Origin of the sequence: Bacillus sp. S71 (genome assembly GCF_016625265.1) — a bacterium.
Taxonomy (GTDB): domain Bacteria; phylum Bacillota; class Bacilli; order Bacillales; family Bacillaceae_G; genus Bacillus_A; species Bacillus_A cereus.
In genome coordinates, this window is record NZ_JACVUW010000003.1 from 401,624 (window position 1) to 415,700 (window position 14,077).

Consider the following 14,077-nt stretch of genomic DNA (forward strand, 5'->3'; position numbering starts at 1 on the left):
AAAATAGCCATTTACTTCACAAGTAAATGGCTATTTTTCATTATATATTAGAATACTTCTTGTTCATTACATATTGCACATACTCAGGTGCACTTTTATCAATCTCTTCATCACTTAGTTTATATTCTGCACCATATAAATAAAAGGAAGGTATAAATTCCATACCTGTATATAGGCATGTAGCTTGGAATGGTTTCGTCAACTCATCCATTGTAATCCCACTATTTTCATAATCTTTTTCTAATCCACCTATAGAAATAGCTACACCAAATTCTTTCCCCTTCACTTTATCTCCTTGTGATCCGTACGCAAATCCATATGTTAATACATCATCGAACCATTTTTTTAATAATGGTGGTGAGCTGTACCAGTAAAGCGGAAATTGAAATATATATCTGTCATGTTCTACTAATAACTTTTGCTCTTGTTCAATATTAAACTCCCAATTTGGTGCCACCTTATATAATTCATGCACCGTAATTTCATCTGAATGTTTCTCAAGTTCTTCTATCCATCTTTTATTAATTTTTGATTTTTCAATATGAGGGTGTGCTACAATTACAAGTGTTCTCATCATTTTCCAGCCCCTTTATAAATTAATCAATCCTTTACGTATTAGTATGAATGAGTTACATATAATTGAAAAGTACGTACTTTCAGGTACTATAGGAACCTTGAAGTACCTTTGGAGGTGTTATATGAATCAAAATGATGATTGCCCAATTGCAACAACACTCGATGTAATCGGTGGAAAATGGAAAGTTCATATTTTATGTATTTTGTCGGATGGAAAAATGCGAACAAATGAAATTAAACGAGAAATCCCAAACATTACACAAAAGGTTCTTACACAACAACTTCGGCAACTTGAAGCTGATGGGATTATCTATCGTACCGTATATCAAGAAGTACCACCAAAGGTTGAGTACACCATAAGTGAATACGGAAAATCTTTAATGCAAATAATGAATGATCTGTTTGAATGGGGAAAAGATCATCAGATTAAAAGATTACATGACTAAAAAAGCACTATATACTTTGTTTAATCCTCTACGTTCATATTTTTTATTTCTATAAAGTTTATTTTCATCATTTTTTAGCTAACTTGTTTTCTTAGATTGATGGACGTGACCCCACATCCATCAATCTAAAAAGATACAATTAGAAAAATGAGATTTCTATAAAGTTTCGCATATAAACACTACTTCCGCCTCATTAAGCGCTCGCTCTACTTTTTCTAATCTCAATTGTACGTAAGCTATAAAGAAGCACCCCTAAACCGAGAATTTTTTCATTATTAGACGCATTAGAATCTAAGGTAATAGTAGGTACATTTAAACCCATAAACCTTTCACTCCATTCTATAGGCATATAAAAAGATACTCCTTAAAAATAAAAAACGCTATTCTCTCTGTAAAATCATAGAAAAGAATAGCGTTTTTTATTTTGAAATAGAAGTATGTATTTAAACTAAACATGCTAATATTGATTTTGTACGATTGTCAGTTACCTCATAATAAATTTCTAATCCTTTCCGAGTACCTGTAACCATTTTAGCAGCTTTTAGTTTAGATAAATGTTGACTAATTGTACTTTGAGGCATTTGTAAATCCCCATACATTGTTGTTACATTAGTAGGACCTTTTGCAAGCATTATTTTTACTAAAGATAGACGAACTGGATGCGCCAATACCTTTAACACCTCAGCGATTTCTTGAAACATTTCTTTTTTTTCTTTCATCTTATTTCTCCCCTTTTATATACATATTTATGTTATCCATATATATAATTCGAAGGTATATGCGTTTTTGTGTCCGTCATTTTAAAAAAATATAAAAAAACTTTAATCCGAAACTAAAGGATTAGCTTAACATAATGTCTCACTATTAATGGTGAATAGGAATCTCGTTATAGAAGCAGCAGTTTTTATGCTACAACTCTACATTCAACTAACTAAAATCAATGAAAAAAAGAGCAGATAGTCCGCTCTTTTATGATGCCTCCTTATGTTCCGTGGAATGTTTAACACTCCCCAGTCTCTTTAGTTTATTCCACCCTACCGCTACTCCTCGAAGCGATGAGAATATAGATTTAATGACAACATAAGTCATAAATTGACGATAAATAAAACGTTGTAAAATTAACCATACTAATGGTTTCGGATTTTCTTCCTCTAATTTAAATGCGAACAGAGAAGCGAGAAGATCCATTAAAAAGAATACAAAATAAAATCCTAAAACTTTTAGCGGATTACTACTAAATAGTCCTATAATCATTAATATATCTGCAAAAGGAGCAATGAATTGCAGAACATATTGGAATAACCACATGTTAGGCAGTGCAATAAACCCTAACGTTTTATGTTTTGAATTACACAACGCTTTTCGATGTTTCCAAAGACATTGAAGTGTACCATATGACCAACGATATCGCTGTTTAATGAGACTTTTCACATCCTCAGGTGATTCCGTAAAAGCATGCGCTTTTTCTTCATATACAATTCTATGCCCTTGACGTAAAAATGTAATAGTAAGATCGGTATCTTCTGCTAATGTATCTTCGCTTAAATATCCAGATTCAACTACATTCTTCTTGCGCCACGCCCCAATAGCTCCTGGAACTACTGTAATACAATTTAACTCATCAAAAGCTCTACGTTCTAAATTAAACCCTGTAATATACTCAACATGTTGCCAAGTAGTTAACAAATTCCGTCTATTCCCCACTTTGACATTACCTGAAACTGCAGCTACATTCTGATCTTCAAAGTGTCTAACCATTAAAGAAATAGCGTCTTGCGCAATAATAGTATCCGCATCTAAAGTGACAATGATTTCTCCTCGCGATTGTTGAAACCCTAGGTTCATTGCCGATGATTTCCCGCCATTTTCTTTCTGAATGAAACGAACTTTAGGGTGTTTATAAAATGTTTCTTTCATTACTTTTGACGTACCATCTGTCGATCCGTCATCCACAACAATAACTTCAAATTCTCTATAATTACTATTCAAAATTGAGTGAATCGTCTTGGCTATCACCTTTTCTTCATTATATGCTGCTATGACAACACTAACAAAAGGTTGATAGGACGAATTAATATAGCGAGATAACGTTTTTCTTTTCTGCTTCCAGGCAAAATAAATTAAGAATAAAAATCGAAAAATCCCTAATCCAATAGCAATATAAAAAATAGTTGTTAATATATGCTTAAAATATCCAGCTCCTGAAAAGACAGCTTTATTGTAAAGTAAATATTGCTTCCCCTCAGAAGAAACAGGAGGCATAATTTCATCTCGTTCTTTATTCATTAAATCTGAAATTGTTACAAAACTATATCCATGCTTTTTTAGGTCTTTAATAATGATTGGGAGCGCCTCTACTGTATGTGTACGATTCCCTCCCGCATCATGGAGAAGAATAATATTTCCCTCTCCCTTATAAATGGGATTAAGAGCACGCTTTACTAATTCATTTGTTGATGGTGTTGCCCAGTCTTCGGGATCAACTTTTTCCGCTACCATTGTATAGTTCATATTTTGTGCACGTAAAATAGGCAATATTTCATTTGATGAATCCGGGTTAGCATCCGCTTCATATGGCGGTCTAAATAAAACCGTAGAATGTCCAGTTACTTCCTGAATTAAACGTTGCGTCGTATTAAGTTCTACTTTCGTTCGTAGTAAAGACGTATCAGCTATGTTAGGATGCTTGAAAGTATGATTGCCAATTTCATGCCCTTCATCGTATATTCTTTTTACAATACTAGTATTTAGTTGTGCGTTTTCACCAAGTACAAAAAAAGCAGCTTTTATTTGATTCTCTTTTAATATATCTAAAATTTCTGGCGTATATTTCGGGTCTGGTCCATCATCAAATGTTAATACTACTTGTTTCCCATTTGGTTTTCCATATCGTTGCACTTCATATGCAGATGGTAAGGATTGATATACTTCATCTGTAAGGTAACCATCTTTGCCTACTTTAAAATCTCTCAATCCATTTTTTCTTTCATTCTCAATCTGTAAAATTTCACCTTGTCCAGAATAATTTACTTCATCTAAACTATTGATTTTATGTAATACATTAGGATTTTTTTGTGCCTCAATCGGATTTTTTAAAACTTTCCATATTGTAGGGTCTTCTGCTCCTAGTCTCCATAACGCAAATCCCTTTGCATTATTGTCCATTGCGATTTTCACTTGATTATAAAGAGTTACACCGTCTAAGAACCAAGCAGTATGTTCTTTCCCTTCTGTTTTATACCTAAAATAAGGGTTTCCACTCATTTTATCCCATTGAATTTTCATATTTGAATCATGAGCCATTGCCATAACTTCTGAGAAAGTTAAAGACTTCGCAGCTTCTTTACTATTTACTTGCCAATCATATCCATAGTTACCGAAAGCAACTATAAGCTTATTAGACGGAATATTCAGTTCTTTCAATGTATGTTGGAACCATTTATTTGAAGCAATTGGTCCTGGTTCCCCGGCTCCATAGTGCTCATCGTACATCATTACAATCATTCGATCTATTATTTTTGCTAACGCACTATAATCAAAAGCCTTATCATTAGCTGGAACATCTTGTGTAACGAGCAAATCATGTTGATGAAATTCCGTAGTAAGTTCTTTCATAAAATTTGTTAAGTTTTCTCTATCACTTTCAGGTACGGCCTCAAAGTCAATATTAATTCCTGAAAAATGATTCTTTTTAACTTGGCTTACTAAATCATTAATAAACTTTGTCTTTACATCATTTGAGGAATTCAGTAACTTATGAATTAGCCCACTATCAGGACCAGAAGCTTCCTCAGTATAGTTAGTAAGCAAAGGCATAATCTTCACTTGATTTTTTTCTGCCAACTTTACTATCTCAGGTTTGATCTCACTTCTAATCGTTAAATCTGCTTTTAAATGATACCACTCTGGTACTAACGTAGTTAAGGAATCGATATTTTCTTTTAAAGAAGCGGTACTATTTTCATCCCAGTTTACATAAAAACCATACACTTCTTTAGGTTGTTTACTATCCTTCGGCGGATTCACTAAATTTTCATTATCCTTCGTTTCGGTATTTGGGTTAAATTCTTCCTTCTTTAACTGCTGATCACTAAGTTTTTGATTAATTGGTACAAGTTTAGTATCTTGTTGTACAGCGGTATTCATATTTGGAATTTCTGGTGTTGAAAAAATACTTTGAAAGAAAAAATAAAATACAACACCTACACTAACTATTGAGGTACATAGAAACCAAATAAAGGCTATGTTTCTCCTTCCTTTCGGATCATAAAAAACAGGTTTTTCTTTATCTTTCTCTTGTTGAATGTTTTTCTCCATTATATTTTTCACATACTCCTTCTTAATAGAACTATAAAATAATAAAGTGCAACTTTAATCAGCCCTCACCAATTGGGCATTTACAAGCAGCCCAACTCCCACCTAACTTCTTTGCTCCAGCCAAATTTTGAGATGGGAGTTTTACTGCCCACAATAGCGAGAGAAATCCTTTTAGCTTTGAAATGAATCTCTCACTTCCATATTCTATTGATTCTTCTTTTCATTCCCTTGCTGGTGGCCTCTATTTTCTTGTTGAGACCCCCTACCGTTGTTCCCTTGCTCGTTTCCGTCATTTTCTTTCTGGGATCCTCTTCCATTGTTCCCTTGCTGATTCCCGTTATTTCCTTGTTGAGGATCTCTTCCATTGTTCCCTTGCCCATTTCCATTATTCTCTTGTTGAGACCCTCTTCCGTTGTTCCCTTGCTCGTTCCCATTATTTCCTTGTTGAGACCCTCTTCCGTTGTTCCCTTGTCCATTTCCATTATTCCCTTGTTGTGATCCTCTTCCGTTGTTCCCTTGCCCATTTCCATTATTTCCTTGTTGTGATTCTCTTCCGTTGTTCCCTTGCTGATTCCCATTATTTCCTTGTTGAGCTTCTCTACTTTTATTCTCCTGTTGATTCCCTCTATTTTCTTGCTGAGATCCTCTTCCATTGTTTTCTTTTATTTGCTTCGATGGCTGTTCCTCTGTTTTCTTTTGTTCTTTCTGCTCTTGCTTTTCATATTTTTTTTCGTCTACAGGAGATAAATCCAGTGATGCATCAGGAGATGACTCCGGCTGTGATTGCACCTCTTCTTCATTTTCCACCGGATTAGGCGGCGTGGCAGGAGGAGTAAGCGATTTGTTTTTCTCATTCTCTTGCTTTATATAGACACCTGTGCCAATTCCAGCTTTTCTAGCATTCTCTCGTACTTGCATCGTGCTACTTTGATATTCAACTGTAATATGTTTTAACTCATATTCTTTCTTCAATTCTTTCATTGCCTTTTCTAACTGTGGTTCTAGCGCCTTGTCCTTTGCAACTGCTGTTAGCATAACTTGCTTATCATTCGTTAAATACTTATCCTCTTGACTTTGCTTTATAATAGTACGTATTACTTCTTGTAATTGTTTATTTTCCCATTGCTTCAATTCTTTTAAAATACGCCTTCCATCATCATTACAAGCCTGTAAATCTATAACACGAAAATCCTTCGTTACGCTCACCTCTAAACTTGGATTTATATCAACTGAGACGTAAGCAAATACTTTTTCTTCTGGTTGGTTGTAGAAAAACAGCACTGCAAATAGAAAACAAGCAACAAGTATTGATGCAGGTTTTAAAAAGGAAGGGATCGAAAAATGCGATGCTTTTTGTTCTTGCTCATCAAATGAGATTTCCTCCCCGATCATGCAAGAATCCCCTTTTCTTTTACACGTAATAAACTCTCCATTTGGTGTTAAAACAACTACGCTATGCTTTTTTATATCCATCACAATTCCTTTATTCATCATGCTTTTCCCCTCTTATGTAATCCAGAATATATGTATAGTTGTTTGCAAAAATAATACACATTGCAATAATGTATTTTCTATGTCGTTCCAACGTTTTACGACTTACCCTAACACGCGGTTCAATATGTTTAAGCGGTAACTTTTTCTTTCGGAACAGCTCTTCCATCATTTCCTCTTCTTTTATAATAATTTTTACAATTTCTATTAAGTGCTCACGCGTATCACGATGCTTAGGAGATTCTTTAGCAAGCTCTGAGAATGTGATTTTAAACTCAGCTAGCACACTTTGAAAATGAAGAATTTCCTCCTTACGGTTACTATTTTCCATCTCTTTCATATACTCCGTAAGCGACACTTGCATTTCTAACATTTCCTCTTGCTCATCTTCTTTTAAAAAGACAAAGTTATGTTTAGACTCCTTACGTATATAGTCAATTACATCTCTTTTTATAAGAAGATCAGCAAACGCTAAAAAGGATTTTCCTTTTGTATATGAATACTGTTCAATTGCTTCGTTAAACGCAAACAATCCAATGCTATATTCATCATCCTGTTCTGTAATATATCGGCGGCAGACAGATGAGATTGATTTTCTAATAAAAGGCTGATACTGTACGATAAACGCTTCTTTATCTTCTTCGTTGTTTTGTATGTTACATACGATATCTTCTATTTTCGGTTTTCTTAAGATCTTCATTACTAAACTCAACACTTGTAATCTCCCAGCCTCCTTCAAATAGCAAAATGGCCACTACACAAGTGACCATTTAACCAGATTTTCTTGGTACTTTTCTTCGGTCTTGTTTTCTTGCTGTTAGTTATATTTTTCGAGTCTAACTTTTTCCAACGTTTTCTTAATGATTTTCCTTTTCTCTCGGCACTACAGTTAGGTTTGTATTTTTATCTACTTTCTTATTTTCTACCGTTCGTTTTGCTTATTCTTTTTCTATTTTATCTGCAATCCTTGAATAACTCTCCTCTATACCATTGGTAATTTCATCCTTTTATTTTGGATGCCCACCTAATCTAGTAATTTTATTAATGCTTCTATATTCTTTCATAGTCATTTTTCTTCTATTTATTTTCTTCACTATACATATTCGGAGGAATACATAGTTTTATGGGGGTCAAAAAATATTTTTATAAAAAAATACATATTTATTTCAAAAATAAAAACCACCAATTTGAAAAAGGATAATCAAATTGGTGGTTTTCTTATAATATCTATTAAATTAAGTTGGATTCTCATTATATCTAAAAAAGTACTAGCTATCCTCTTCTGATTTTCTCCATTTTTATCTTTCTTGGTTATCATAATATGTCTTATCTGCGTATTTTCTATCATTTCCTTTTAGATAAGCTAAAATTACTTTTGGATTTTTAAGTAAAGTCCAGTCTCCATATGTATCAAATCTTCTGCATGAAGTTATCATTCCATTTTTAATAGTACCGAATTTCTTATTATTTTTCTTTCCCCACTCTTTTAAACGTTTAGCGAAATCTGCATCTTCTGCCATAAGCATGTTTTCATTAAATCCGTTGATTGCCATAAAGTCTTTTCTATAGCACCAAAAAATCCCTACAGATATAACTCCGTACTTAAAAAGTAAGGGGATTATGATTAACATTGCGGAGAGAAATATTCCTAAAGATATTCTTTCAAACTTACCATTCACCCCACCACCAATGTATGTACCTGAAGCTAAATATTTATCCACATTAAACAACATAGACTCTGTCATTATGGTATCAGCGTCTATAGTAACGATTATTTCTCCACTAGCTATTTTAGCCCCTGCATTTCGAATTTTAGATAAGTTTTTATCGTTATTTTTCAATGTAATACAATTATAAGATTTTGCTATTTCCTCTGTTTTATCTGTACAACGATTTAAAATAACTATAACTTCCGTTTGCTCTTTATATGCCTCTGATGCCTTTGCAATTGAATCTAAACATTTTCTAATGTACTTTTCTTCATTGTGTGCAGGAATTATAATAGAAAACTTCACATCTTTTTTCAAATTAACTCCTGAAGATTCGTTTGTCTCAGTCATAATATTCCCCCTTATTTTATAAGGTAAATATCTACTATACATAAATTATATTAATATTTATTAGGTTATATTATAGAAACTGACGGTAAAGAAGCTCTTACTGTCGACGTTCAAAAGCAAGACGTACAGCAAGCCCCGTTAAAACACTTGCCATAAGCCAACGCTGTACTCGTAGCCACGTCGGGCGTGTGCCAAACCATTTTGCAATTTTACTTGCTGTACATACAATTACAAGGTTAACTATAAAGCTAACAGTGATTTGCGTAAGCCCCAAAACTGCACCTTGAAAAAGCAACGATCCCTTCTCTGGATCTTCAAATTGAGGTAGAAGTGATACATACAAAATAGCAATCTTTGGATTCAGAAGATTCGTCATGAGTCCCATCAGAAATAATTTCCTTGGTGGCTCATTAGAAATCATACGAGGTTCCATAATAGATGTAGCACCCGGTTTAATCGAATTCCAGGCGAGCCAGAGCAAGTAAGCAGCACCTGCCCACTTTACTGCTTCATATACAGCGGGAACAGCAACGAATAGAACTGTAAGTCCAAACATAGTTGCGATTATATAGATTACAAATCCGAGCATGATGCCCAATAAAGAAATAAATCCCGCCATACGTCCTTGCGTAATGGAACGGGAAATGAGGTAAATCATATTAGGCCCAGGTGAACAAACCATGCTAAGCGAAACAATTGCAAAAGCTACCAATGTACTCAAGCTGACCATAAACCTTCCCCCTTTATTTTACATAAAATTTCCTATTGTACATTTTATCATAATTGAGGAGAGAAAAGATTAATATAAAACGATGCAGCTAAGTAATATTATCGGATCGAATGTATTGTAATCACATACTTCTCATTCTCTTAAGTAAGGATCTAAGAGTACCCTATCCATAGAGCTACTAAAACCACTACAAATAAAGCTAAACAACATGTGATATTTCGAATCCACTTTTGTATATCACCAAAATACCTTTCTATATATAGCGTTGATAGTAAGCATAAGAAATAAAACAAAGAAAGGCAGCGAGGTATAGGTCCATTTTTATCTTCATGGCTGGAATTATACCCCTTACCAAACTTCTAAATAAAATGTATAGCTGAGTAGTTACCTTATTTTTCAAAAAAAATTCTGATTATTTCTTTTTCACTTCTTCTACAAATTCCCATGTCTCTCCGTTATCTTTTGATTGATAAAGTGCACTACTATCGCCATTGTAGTCTCCATCTGCCCCTTGTCCAACTAACATATTAAAAACCCCATCTTTCTCATATGGCATACTAGGTGAATCAAAAGGACTTATTGTGGACTGTGTATGATCTAATTTCACTTCATGCGGCGGATATTCTACCTTTTTAAAAGATACTCCCCCATCATCTGTGCGATATAACTCTCCTTCATTACCAGAAGGCCTAATTGCTCCTAAAAACCCAAGTTTATCATTTATAAAAGTGATTCCTGATACACTACCAATCCCCCCATTAAATGGGTCTGGATTGATAACCTCCCATGTTTTCCCTTCATCACTAGTCTTGCTTAATGAATAAAAGGCGCTCCCTAATGCTTTATCTGTCATATTTAGTTTATAACCAACTTCTTTCGATAGGAAAAACTGTTCTTTTTCATTCTTTAAATCTTGTTGTTTCTTCTCTTTAAGCATATCTTCTTTTGGAGGCGTCTTTGATTTACTCCAACTTGCGTCACTTATTAAATTATATCTAGCAGGGACTAGCTCTTGCTCTTTTCCAGGGACAAATATAGATACAGTATATCCAATGATATCAGAAGCTGCTTTTTTAAGACTCTGCCCCTTACCATCCTCAGTAATATTAATAATTCCCTCTGTATTGGATCCCCAATTCCTTTTTCCATAATAAATCAACCCATACTTACTTTCATTCCATTTTTTGACCGTTTGCTTAACTGGGATCGCCTTAACCGTTTTAATTAAAGGTTCTACTAATTTATCATCATTATAATCAGGCTTTGCATATCCATCTCGTATTATAGTAATATCCTCTGATTTCTTCTTATTATAAGAGATTAAATAAGTTTCTTCTTTCCCATCAACATTTTTCCCATAAACAAATGTATCAAACGCTGTGATTGTTCCATCTGAATGAAATGTAAGATCAAAATCAGTTGCCATATACAATTTCTTTGGCAAAGGATATTTTTTATTTATATCTTCAAAAATACCTTCTACTCCAGATTTATATATATTATTATGTTTAAGTTTAACTGACCTTTCATGTTTTAACTTTTCTATAAACCATGCCAATTTGCCATTGTAATTTATTGCACTTTTATAAATCTGCATCCCATAAAATGATGTAATTGTAACAATAATGATAATAGAAATGGATCTCCATACTATTGAATTAGTTAATTTTTTAGATTTATATTCTCTATTTTTCATCACCCGCATTGTAGTAAATGCAGTTATGGATATAAAAAGTACTATACATAATAACATAATATAAATATTATAATTCATTCTTCCGTACTTACAGTATAAGGCCAACTCATAACAAAAAATCCCATATACAATTATTAGTATTGGATTTGTTACTAATGACAGAAGTATCCTTTTTGTATTTTCTCTAAATATAGAAACCACCCCTAATTACATGAATTACTGATATTAAGTATACTTTATTGTAAAGTAACAAAAAAGCTATTTAATCTTGCCGCAAAAAATACAATAGACATCTTTCTATTAAAGCCGTTTACAAATCTAGTTGTTTCATAGACAATGGATTTTTGAGTGAATACTAAAGTTGCTTCATTTATATGAATTACAAATCCAAGCATGATGCTTAATAAAAAAATAAATCCTGCCATACGCCCCTGTGTAATGGAATGAGAAATAAGATAAATCAAAATAGGCTCACCATACTAAGTGAAACAAGCGCAAAAGCTAGCAAAGTACTCAGGCTGACCGTAAACCTTCCTTCTTTATCTTACATAAAATTTCCTATTGTACATTTTATCATGATTGAGGAGAGAAAAGATTAATATAAACCGATGCAGCTAAGTAATAGTATCGGATCAAATGTAGTGTAATCACATATTTCTCATTCTCTTAAGTAAGGACTAAAAATAACCTATCCATAGAGCTACTAAAACCACTACGAATAAAGCAAAGCAACATGTAATATTTCGAATCCACTTTTGTATATCACCAAAATACCTTTCTATAAATATAGCGTTGATAGTAAGCATAAGAAATAAAACAATGTAAGTAAAAGATCCCAATTTATCGTTAAATTTTTCATTAGTAAATGTACTTACATGAAGGAATAGAAAAACAAACGTTACTATGAATAGCTCAAATAATCTTTTTTTATTCAATCTGCCACCACCTTACAGGAATTCCCTTTTATTCCATTTTATCAGAACATACTGTGTAGCAGTATATGAATATTATATTCATTTCAAAAAGGCCAACAATACAAGATCGTTAGCCTCTACTTTCCATATTCGCACCTTTTATCACTTTACTTCCTAACAACCGGAATCCACATTTCACCAAATACTAAGCCATTTCTCTGTCCCATCTCAACCGTTGTATTCGGTCCACCAACATAGGCAAAATCCTTTGCTTCTGGTAAAGCTTGACCGAAGGCGATGCCAGTAAGCTTATTACTTAGCTCTTTAGCCGTTTTGTCTTCCCCTTTCACTACTAAGTATTCTCCCCTCGGAAACTGAATCACTCTAGATTCTTCTTCTATTTGTGCTTCTGTCATGACACCCGCATAATACATCATTTTGTTATTCACCGCTTCGCTCACGGAAAAAATGTATTCATTTGTAGCTAAAGCTTTTAAAGTGTCCAGCCTTCCATCTTCTTTAACAGCCGACCAAAAGTCTTCCTTTTCTTTATTTATTCCAGCAAAGTCTGTGTATTCACTCTTAATTTCAGTTCCAATACCTAACACAATAAAGCTATCTTTTTCTTCTATAGTATAATTTTTCATTTGCAAAACCTGCCTCTTGTTTTATTAATCAAACGATTTATCTTTTCATCTGATACGTTTATAATACCTTTAAACCATGTCAAAAAATGATACTGTTTAGGAGACTAAAATGAAAAAAGTTGAACGGATTAATACAATTATGCGGTATATCAACAACCGCTCCCACTTTACAATTTCTGAAATCATACAAGAATTTAACATATCACGGTCGACAGCTATTAGAGACATTAGAGAAATTGAAGCTATGGGAATGCCACTTGTCACTGAAGTTGGGAGGACTGGGGGATATTTTGTTATGCACAACTCTATCCTGCCCGTTGTTCGCTTTACTGATAATGAAGTGAAAGCTCTTTTTATTGCCTTTATGGCTACGAGGAATCAACAACTTCCCTACCTAAAGAGTCGTCAATCTTTAGCCGAAAAACTACTAGGACTCATCTCAGAAACCCAGCAAGATGATCTCGTTCTTTTAAATCAACTCTTGCTTTTCCAAGGGACTAACCCTCATAATCCCGATCTACTTGAGCTTTCTGATCTCCCCCATCCTATGTTAGAAAAACTCATTCAAATCCTTCTTTTGGATAACCATTTATTGATTACTATGAAAGAAGATGAAGAAATCAAGTCTTATCCAATTTATCTATTGCACCTTTATCAAGAAAAAAGCCATTGGATCATTGAAGGGTTTGACTTAAAAAAAGAAAAGAAGATGATGTTTCCTGTCGATGATCTCATTAATATCGAACCATACACGACGAACAAAAGGCTAAATAAGAAAAAGATTTTAGAAAAACTAAGTAAGAAGGACGAAGCAATTAACCTTGTATTTGAACTTGGTCCGACAGCAATTGCCCAGTTCAAAAAATACCATCCTTTAAAAATTTCAATATCTTATACTAATCCTTACCAATCCACAGCCATTTTAAAAACTTTTATCAATATTAACAATCCCGATGAAGTGACGGAAATAATAAATTGGCTGCTTTTTCTAGGGAAGGATATTAAAATCAAAGAAATACCCGATGAAGTATTAGCAGATTTACAAAAACGAGTGTGCTTATACATCCCATAAGCAGTGAGCCTCAAATATTAAGCTTTATCACTGGATAATTATCCTATTTTTAAATACCATTTCATTTACTACAATGAGAGCATGATAAATAATAAAAGCACGGAAAATCTCCCGTGCTTTTCTAAATA

At 33.5% G+C, this 14,077-nt stretch carries 13 protein-coding genes and 2 pseudogenes; 2 read left to right on the forward strand and 13 right to left on the reverse strand.

The genetic code is table 11. The annotated features are described in order from the left end of the window. Nucleotides 1-40: 40 nt before the first annotated feature. Nucleotides 41-574, reverse strand: coding sequence for an NAD(P)H-dependent oxidoreductase (locus IBT51_RS08965; RefSeq protein WP_002164479.1), 534 nt, complete (start codon nucleotides 572-574; stop codon nucleotides 41-43). A gap of 124 nt (nucleotides 575-698) precedes the next feature. Between IBT51_RS08965 and IBT51_RS08970 the strand changes: the two genes are divergently transcribed. After that, the gene (locus tag IBT51_RS08970; protein WP_001072958.1) at nucleotides 699-1,022 is read left to right on the forward strand and encodes a winged helix-turn-helix transcriptional regulator; all 324 of its coding nucleotides are present in this window, start codon (nucleotides 699-701) and stop codon (nucleotides 1,020-1,022) included. 193 nt (nucleotides 1,023-1,215) lie between these two features. On the opposite strand, the gene IBT51_RS08975 is transcribed toward IBT51_RS08970, so the two are convergent. From IBT51_RS08975 to IBT51_RS09030, 12 genes and pseudogenes are all read right to left on the reverse strand, one after another. After that, nucleotides 1,216-1,371, reverse strand: a complete 156-nt coding sequence (locus IBT51_RS08975) for a hypothetical protein (protein WP_014482089.1) — start codon at nucleotides 1,369-1,371, stop codon at nucleotides 1,216-1,218. Between the two features lie 94 nt (nucleotides 1,372-1,465). Continuing rightward, the gene (locus tag IBT51_RS08980) at nucleotides 1,466-1,741 is read right to left on the reverse strand and encodes an ArsR/SmtB family transcription factor (protein WP_000660066.1); all 276 of its coding nucleotides are present in this window, start codon (nucleotides 1,739-1,741) and stop codon (nucleotides 1,466-1,468) included. A 250-nt stretch (nucleotides 1,742-1,991) separates the two neighbouring features. Then, nucleotides 1,992-5,339, reverse strand: coding sequence for a trifunctional glycoside hydrolase family 18/polysaccharide deacetylase/glycosyltransferase family 2 protein (locus tag IBT51_RS08985; protein WP_197241955.1), 3,348 nt, complete (start codon nucleotides 5,337-5,339; stop codon nucleotides 1,992-1,994). A gap of 204 nt (nucleotides 5,340-5,543) precedes the next feature. Beyond that, a complete protein-coding gene (locus IBT51_RS08990) occupies nucleotides 5,544-6,833 on the reverse strand; it encodes an anti-sigma factor domain-containing protein (RefSeq protein WP_200458129.1) in 1,290 nt (429 codons plus the stop codon). Further along, nucleotides 6,823-7,545, reverse strand: coding sequence for an RNA polymerase sigma factor SigI (sigI, locus tag IBT51_RS08995; RefSeq protein ID WP_002082432.1), 723 nt, complete (start codon nucleotides 7,543-7,545; stop codon nucleotides 6,823-6,825). Before sigI ends, IBT51_RS08990 begins: the two co-directional genes overlap by 11 nt. A 583-nt stretch (nucleotides 7,546-8,128) precedes the next feature. Beyond that, nucleotides 8,129-8,890: a glycosyltransferase family 2 protein gene (locus tag IBT51_RS09000; RefSeq protein ID WP_197241923.1), complete on the reverse strand. Its 762-nt coding sequence runs from the start codon at nucleotides 8,888-8,890 to the stop codon at nucleotides 8,129-8,131. Between the two features lie 97 nt (nucleotides 8,891-8,987). After that, nucleotides 8,988-9,620 (reverse strand): LysE family translocator, encoded by a 633-nt coding sequence (locus IBT51_RS09005; RefSeq protein ID WP_023522590.1) that lies wholly within the window; start codon nucleotides 9,618-9,620, stop codon nucleotides 8,988-8,990. A 152-nt stretch (nucleotides 9,621-9,772) separates the two neighbouring features. Next, nucleotides 9,773-9,926, reverse strand: a pseudogene (locus IBT51_RS09010) (DUF3963 domain-containing protein); the annotation flags it as partial. Nucleotides 9,927-10,032: 106 nt separating this feature from the next. Next, entirely contained in the window at nucleotides 10,033-11,517 is a 1,485-nt protein-coding gene (locus IBT51_RS09015) for a WD40/YVTN/BNR-like repeat-containing protein (RefSeq protein WP_081366353.1), read from the reverse strand. A 169-nt stretch (nucleotides 11,518-11,686) separates the two neighbouring features. After that, nucleotides 11,687-11,794 (reverse strand): annotated as a pseudogene (locus IBT51_RS27005) (LysE family translocator); the annotation flags it as partial. A 199-nt stretch (nucleotides 11,795-11,993) separates the two neighbouring features. After that, nucleotides 11,994-12,251 carry a DUF3963 domain-containing protein gene (locus tag IBT51_RS09025; protein ID WP_001036214.1) on the reverse strand — a complete coding sequence of 86 codons (258 nt, stop codon included), beginning with the start codon at nucleotides 12,249-12,251 and terminating at the stop codon, nucleotides 11,994-11,996. A 146-nt stretch (nucleotides 12,252-12,397) separates the two neighbouring features. Then, entirely contained in the window at nucleotides 12,398-12,877 is a 480-nt protein-coding gene (locus tag IBT51_RS09030; RefSeq protein WP_002195671.1) for a GyrI-like domain-containing protein, read from the reverse strand. 109 nt (nucleotides 12,878-12,986) lie between these two features. On the opposite strand from IBT51_RS09030, the gene IBT51_RS09035 reads away from it, so the two are divergent. Continuing rightward, the gene (locus tag IBT51_RS09035) at nucleotides 12,987-13,949 is read left to right on the forward strand and encodes a helix-turn-helix transcriptional regulator (protein ID WP_182813195.1); all 963 of its coding nucleotides are present in this window, start codon (nucleotides 12,987-12,989) and stop codon (nucleotides 13,947-13,949) included. Nucleotides 13,950-14,077 lie beyond the last annotated feature (128 nt).

Excerpts from the sequence above, each read along its gene's own strand:
- IBT51_RS09000 (WP_197241923.1), bottom strand. The coding sequence starts at position 8,890 with ATGACTGAGACAAACGAATCTTCAGGAGTTAATTTGAAAAAAGATGTG.
- IBT51_RS08990 (WP_200458129.1), bottom strand. The coding sequence starts at position 6,833 with ATGATGAATAAAGGAATTGTGATGGATATAAAAAAGCATAGCGTAGTT.
- IBT51_RS08965 (WP_002164479.1), bottom strand. The coding sequence starts at position 574 with ATGAGAACACTTGTAATTGTAGCACACCCTCATATTGAAAAATCAAAA.
- IBT51_RS09035 (WP_182813195.1), top strand. The coding sequence starts at position 12,987 with ATGAAAAAAGTTGAACGGATTAATACAATTATGCGGTATATCAACAAC.
- IBT51_RS08980 (WP_000660066.1), bottom strand. The coding sequence starts at position 1,741 with ATGAAAGAAAAAAAAGAAATGTTTCAAGAAATCGCTGAGGTGTTAAAG.
- IBT51_RS08985 (WP_197241955.1), bottom strand. The coding sequence starts at position 5,339 with ATGGAGAAAAACATTCAACAAGAGAAAGATAAAGAAAAACCTGTTTTT.
- IBT51_RS08975 (WP_014482089.1), bottom strand. The coding sequence starts at position 1,371 with ATGCCTATAGAATGGAGTGAAAGGTTTATGGGTTTAAATGTACCTACT.
- IBT51_RS09030 (WP_002195671.1), bottom strand. The coding sequence starts at position 12,877 with ATGAAAAATTATACTATAGAAGAAAAAGATAGCTTTATTGTGTTAGGT.
- IBT51_RS08970 (WP_001072958.1), top strand. The coding sequence starts at position 699 with ATGAATCAAAATGATGATTGCCCAATTGCAACAACACTCGATGTAATC.
- IBT51_RS09005 (WP_023522590.1), bottom strand. The coding sequence starts at position 9,620 with ATGGTCAGCTTGAGTACATTGGTAGCTTTTGCAATTGTTTCGCTTAGC.